This window comes from Caballeronia sp. BR00000012568055, assembly GCF_029439455.1.
In the GTDB taxonomy this organism is placed as follows: Bacteria; Pseudomonadota; Gammaproteobacteria; order Burkholderiales; family Burkholderiaceae; genus Caballeronia.
This window is the reverse complement of the sequence record NZ_JAQFVG010000029.1, coordinates 1-5,436: the sequence shown is the minus strand read 5'-3', so window position 1 is coordinate 5,436 and position 5,436 is coordinate 1. Positions and strand designations below refer to the sequence as shown.

The following is a 5,436-nucleotide window of genomic DNA, read 5'->3' as shown; positions in this document are numbered from 1 at the left end:
CTCGTGCCTTATATTAACTTCGCGGATACCATTACATGTCACGGCAACAAATACGTTGTAGGGGAAGGAGAGGGGGCCGGGCACTATCAAAGCGGATGGGCAGCGGCACAGCAATATGCGAGAAATCCGGACAATCAGCACGTTAAGACAATTGATTATCGAAGTTGCCATAGCGCCACGGGGGGAAAGAATGGGCGAGACTCGAACGCCCAGATGATGGCCGATGCAACCGGGGCCCAAGTCACGGGTTACCAAGGTATCTATTCTGCGAATCCGGCCACTTGCAGCGCAAGCATGGTGTTTTCTCCACAAGGTGCTACGGACGCCGCCGCGAGCGCCCGACGTAACGTGCAGGGTTATCTGGACATACTTCCTATGCTTCCAGGAAGAACGATCTGAAAATGGGCGTGTTCGTCAGATAGAGATCCTGCCTGCGTTAGTGGCTTCGCGTATCGGAATATCCATTGGGATCGCCTACGTCGTAACGCTGGTTGTAGGGCGGCGTCCCGCGAACGCGTCCGCCAAACTCGCGAGCACGATATTGCCCATGTCCGTGCGCGTCTGCACCGTCGCGCTGCCGCGATGCGGCTGCAGCACTACGCGTTCGTCGATAAGCCCAGAAGGCACGTTGGGTTCATCGGCGAAAACGTCCAGCCCCGCGCCCGCGATGCGCCCGGCTTCCAGCGCTTCGGCCAGGTCGCGCTCGTTCACCAGCCTGCCGCGCGCCACGTTGATGAGATAACCCTGCGGCCCGAGCGCATTCAACACGGAGGCATCGATAATGCCCTCCGCATCGTCCGCCGATGCCGCGAGCACGAGCGCATCGCTGTCGCGCGCGAGGGCGTGCAGATCGGCGATGAAGGTGTAGGGCACGTCGGGAATCGCGCGCAGATCGGTATAGCTGATCGGGCAGCCGAACGCCGCCGCACGCGTTGCAATCGCACGCCCCACACGTCCCATTCCGACGATACCCACGCGCATGCCGCTGAAGCGTCGCGCGAGCGGCAGCGCGCTTTTGCCCCACTTGCCATCGCGCACATAGCGGTCGCTCTGGCAGATGCCGCGACACGCGGCGAGCAGCAGCGCAAGCGCGAGATCAGCCACGTCGTCCGTGAGCACGCCCGGCGTGGTCGATACATGGATGCCGCGCGCGCGGGCCTGCTCCAAATCCACCGCATCGGTGCCGATGCCGTTCACCGCGATCACTTCCAGTGCCGGCAGCCTGCGCATCAGCGCGCCATCGATACCCGATGCGCCGCCGGTGACCACGCCGCGAATCCTGCTGCCGGTTTCATCGATAAAACCGCTTTTGTCGGCCTGCTCGTAGTAGTTGTGCACGGTGTACGCGTCGCGCAGCGCCTGGTCGATGGCGGGCAGCATGGGATTGATCAGCAAAACGTCTGGCTTCATTGCGCGTTAACCCGAGTTGTTCGTTAGGGATGATTGCGCAATCATACATCAACTAATGATTGCGCAATCATCATCGATTCAACGCGACGAAAAACCATCCACAGGAGCAGACATGAAGGACACAGCGGTGGCATCCCCAGGGCTCTCGCCCACGGCCGATGCGAGCGCCGACCGGTCGAAAGTCGCCGTCAAGCCGATCATTCAGGTAGTGGCCGGCAACGCGCTGGAGATCTACGATTTCATGATCTACGGCTACTACGCGCGCTACATCGCGCAGACGTACTTCCCGAGCGACAACGAATACGTCTCGCTGATGATGTCGCTGATGACCTTCGCGTTCGGCTTTCTCGCGCGGCCCGTCGGCGCGATCGTACTCGGCGCTTACACCGATCGGCACGGGCGGCGCGCGGGGCTGATCATGGCGTTATCGCTGATGTCGCTGGGGATTATCTCGGTGGCGTGTACGCCGTCGTACGCGAGCATCGGCATGGCCGCGCCGATCATCGTGTTGCTCGGGCGCTTGTTGCAGGGCTTTTCGGCGGGCGCGGAGCTGGGCGGCGTGGTCGTGTATCTCGCGGAAATCGCGCCGCCGAAACAGCGCGCGTTTTACACGTGCTGGCAGGCCGGCAGTCAGCAGATTTCGGTGATGGTGGCATCGCTCGTGGGTCTCGCCTTGCTGTTCTGGCTCGCGCCCGAAGACCTGCATGCGTGGGGCTGGCGCATTCCGCTGCTGCTCGGTTGTCTCGTGATTCCGGTGATGTTCTGGCTGCGTTCGAGCCTGGCTGAAACCGAAGTGTTCGCGAAGAAAAAGCGCGCGCCGACAGTGTCCGAAATCTGCACGAGTCTGGTCAAAGACTGGCGGTTGATCATGCTCTGCATGGGCATGGTGTCGATGGCGACGGTGACCTCGCAGACCATCACGACTTACGCGCCGACCTTCATCAAGAGCCTGAATCTGGGCGCGCCTGCGGGCTTCGTGATTCTGTTCTTTGGCGGCTTGTCTGTGCTCATTTGGCTGCCGATCATGGCGAAGGTCGCGGACCGCGTGAATCGCCGCTCGATGCTGATTACCGTGACTTTGCTCGCTGCCGTGACGGCGTATCCGCTGATGGCGTGGCTCGCTGCGGAACCGAGCGTGTTCAAGTTCGCGGTCGCCGAGTTGTGGTTCTCGTTTATCTATGGCGCGTACAGCGCCGTGCAGGTCGCGACGATGGTGGAACTCGTGCCGCCGAGCGCGCGTACTTCCGGCTATGCGTTCGCACAGGCTGTTGCGGCCGCGGTATTGGGCGGATTTACACCGGCCATTCTCACGTGGCTGACGCACACCTTCCACAGCAGCGCGATGGTCGGCGTGTGGCTCGCGATCAATGCGGCGATCAGTTTCTTTGCGGCGCTGGCGTTGAATCAGAAGAAGACGGCGGAAAGGCAGACGGCAGAGTTGCACTGAAGGGCGTTAAGCAAGCGCGCGGTTGGCGGCAGCCGCGCGTGATCTTAGCCAATTGATGCTCGCAAATAGCAGCACTGCAAAGACGATCAGCATAGTCGCCACCGCGAGAATCGAAGGATCGATCGAATCGCGGATACCGCTCCACATCTGGCGCGGCACGGTCTTCTGATCCGGCCCGCCGATAAAAAGAATCACGATGACTTCATCGAACGATGTGGCGAACGCGAACACGCTGCCCGTCGCCACGGCGGGCGTGATGAGCGGCAAGGTCACACGCCGGAACGCGATCCACGGCGGCGCGCCCAAACCCGACGCGGCGCGCAACAAGCTCTGATCGAACGATAACAACGAAGCCGTCACCGTAATAACCACAAACGGCGTGCCCAGCGCCGCATGCGCAAGCACCACGCCCGGATACGAATTCACCAACCCGAGCGGCGCGAAAATCAGATAAAAGCCTGCGGCTACGACGACAATCGGCACGATCATCGGCGAGATGATGATGGGCATGATGAGCGAGCGCAGCGGAAACTGCGTGCGCGAAAGACCCAACGCGGCAAGCGTGCCGAGACACGTCGCAATCAGCGTCGATGCCACGCCAATGCCGATGCTATTCATCAACGCGCGCTGCCAGTCCGGACTCGTCAGCGCTTGCTCATACCATCGCAAAGAAAAACCTTGCAGCGGATAAGAAAAGTAGGAACCCGAATTAAACGATAATGGAATGATCGCAAGAATCGGCGCGATCAGAAAGAACAGTACGATTGCCGTATGCACACGCACGCCGCGCGCCGCGATGCGTTCGGTCAGTACCGTATTGCGTTTGTCCTGCATAGTCGATTTCCTCATTGCGCACGCATCAGCCAAACCGCAACCGGTCGATACCAACAATACGGTTGAACAGGAAATAGAAGATCGCCGTGAAAATCACCAGATACGCTGATAGCGCGCCCGCGAGTCCCCAGTTCAATTGCGTGTTGGTTTGAATCGCGATGAGCTGGCTGATCATTTCGTCGCCTGCACCGCCTAACAACGCAGGCGTGATGTAGTAACCGAGCGCGAGCACAAACACCAGAAAGCAGCCCGCACCGACACCGGGAAAAGTCTGCGGCATATACACGCGAACGAACGCGGTAAAAGGATGCGCACCCAGCGACTTCGCCGCACGCACATACACGGGCGAGACGCTTTTCATGACCGAATAAATGGCGAGGATCATATACGGCAGCAGCACATGCGTCATGCCAATCAACACGCCCGCGCGATTGAAAATAAGCGGGACAGGATGCGTTGCGAGGCCGAGTCCCATCAACAGACTATTGATCACGCCGCCCGGTTGCAGCAGCACATACCATGCAGTTGTCCGAACGAGTAGCGAAGTCCAGAACGGCACGATCACAAACAGCATCAGGCGATTACTGCTTTTATCGGGCAGATTTGCAAGCAGCCACGCAACGGGATATCCAAGTACGAGACACAGCACGGTAACCGCCGCGCTGATCGAAATGGTGCGCCCGAATGCTTCACGATAGACCGATGCGTTCGCCGGCATCGATGCCACGTTGCCTTGCGGCGTGACTTGCGCATCGACGGCGGCGAGCAGATAGTCCGGCGTCGGCGATTCAGCGGCGCGTTTGAGCACGCGCCATGTTTCAGGATCGTTCCAGCGCGCATCCATCTCGATTAGCGCGGGCTTCCATGCGGGCGGCGCGTCGTCGTGAATATTGCGGGCGGTTCGCATCAGCAAACTGCGAAACTCGGGCAGCGCGAAGTTGAGCCTTCGCGCGACCGTGCCGAGTTGTCCGCTTTGCTGTGCATCTTTCAGGCCGGATGCGAGCAGCGCGAACGTGTGTTCATCGGGCACGCCCTGACCGTCCCACGCGTTCAATGCGCGTGACAACGCGGGCATGCTGTCGGGTACTTCGTGGTTCTGCACGCTGCGCGCAAGCAACAGCGCGATCGGTGCGATGAACGTCGAAAGCAGGAACAAGATCAGCGGCAAGGCGAGCAATAACGCCCGCATCGACGCGCGCCGTTGCGCCTTGTGATAAGACGCGCGGCCGTCGCTTCTCGTGGGGGAACCGGCAGTCGCGGCGTGAATCGATGCGGGCATGTTTTCGGCCTCGTTTAATGCGCTTATTGCGCTTATTGAGTCAGCCAGACTTGAAAGCGCTTGTTGATCGCATCCGAGTTGTCGGCCCAGAAGTTCGCGTTGATCTGCACGGCACGCTTAAAGTTATCCGGCGCGGTCGGCATATCGGCGAGGCGTTGTTTATCGACAAGTGCGACGGCATCTTTGCGCGGCGGCGCGTACGCAATGTACTTTGACAAATCCGCCGATGCTTTCGGTTGGGCCTGCGAAACGATGAACTTCGCCGCCGTATCCGCGTGCTTCGCGCCAGTCGGAATGGCCCACCATTCGAAGTCGTAGACCTGCGCATCCCACACGGCCTTGAAGGGCTTGTTGTCCTTCTTCGCGGCATCGTCGATACGGCCGTTATAGGCCTGCACCATCACCACCGCGCCGTCCGCGAGCAACTGCGGCGCCTGCGCACCCGACTCCCACCACACGATATTCT

6 protein-coding genes are annotated in these 5,436 nt (G+C 60.2%); 2 read left to right on the top strand and 4 right to left on the bottom strand.

What is annotated here, in order from left to right:
- On the top strand, positions 1-399 hold a 399-nt coding region (locus P7F28_RS02970), incomplete at its 5' end, for a hypothetical protein (protein ID WP_277182951.1).
- Positions 400-474: 75 nt separating this feature from the next.
- Here P7F28_RS02970 and P7F28_RS02965 read toward each other — a convergent pair.
- Positions 475-1,410 (bottom strand): 2-hydroxyacid dehydrogenase, encoded by a 936-nt coding sequence (locus P7F28_RS02965; RefSeq protein WP_277182950.1) that lies wholly within the window; start codon positions 1,408-1,410, stop codon positions 475-477.
- A gap of 112 nt (positions 1,411-1,522) precedes the next feature.
- On the opposite strand from P7F28_RS02965, the gene tcuC reads away from it, so the two are divergent.
- A complete protein-coding gene (tcuC, locus tag P7F28_RS02960) occupies positions 1,523-2,857 on the top strand; it encodes a tricarballylate/proton symporter TcuC (protein ID WP_277182949.1) in 1,335 nt (444 codons plus the stop codon).
- Positions 2,858-2,863: 6 nt separating this feature from the next.
- Here the strand turns inward: tcuC and P7F28_RS02955 are convergent, their stop codons facing one another.
- The 3 genes from P7F28_RS02955 to P7F28_RS02945 all read right to left on the bottom strand — a co-directional run.
- Entirely contained in the window at positions 2,864-3,691 is an 828-nt protein-coding gene (locus tag P7F28_RS02955; protein ID WP_277182948.1) for an ABC transporter permease, read from the bottom strand.
- Positions 3,692-3,716: 25 nt separating this feature from the next.
- A complete protein-coding gene (locus P7F28_RS02950; RefSeq protein ID WP_277182947.1) occupies positions 3,717-4,970 on the bottom strand; it encodes an ABC transporter permease in 1,254 nt (417 codons plus the stop codon).
- Between the two features lie 32 nt (positions 4,971-5,002).
- Positions 5,003-5,436 (bottom strand): PotD/PotF family extracellular solute-binding protein (locus P7F28_RS02945; RefSeq protein ID WP_277182946.1); only part of this gene is annotated, 434 nt, incomplete at its 5' end.

Excerpts from the sequence above, each read along its gene's own strand:
- tcuC (WP_277182949.1), top strand. The coding sequence starts at position 1,523 with ATGAAGGACACAGCGGTGGCATCCCCAGGGCTCTCGCCCACGGCCGAT.
- P7F28_RS02955 (WP_277182948.1), bottom strand. The coding sequence starts at position 3,691 with ATGCAGGACAAACGCAATACGGTACTGACCGAACGCATCGCGGCGCGC.
- P7F28_RS02950 (WP_277182947.1), bottom strand. The coding sequence starts at position 4,970 with ATGCCCGCATCGATTCACGCCGCGACTGCCGGTTCCCCCACGAGAAGC.
- P7F28_RS02965 (WP_277182950.1), bottom strand. The coding sequence starts at position 1,410 with ATGAAGCCAGACGTTTTGCTGATCAATCCCATGCTGCCCGCCATCGAC.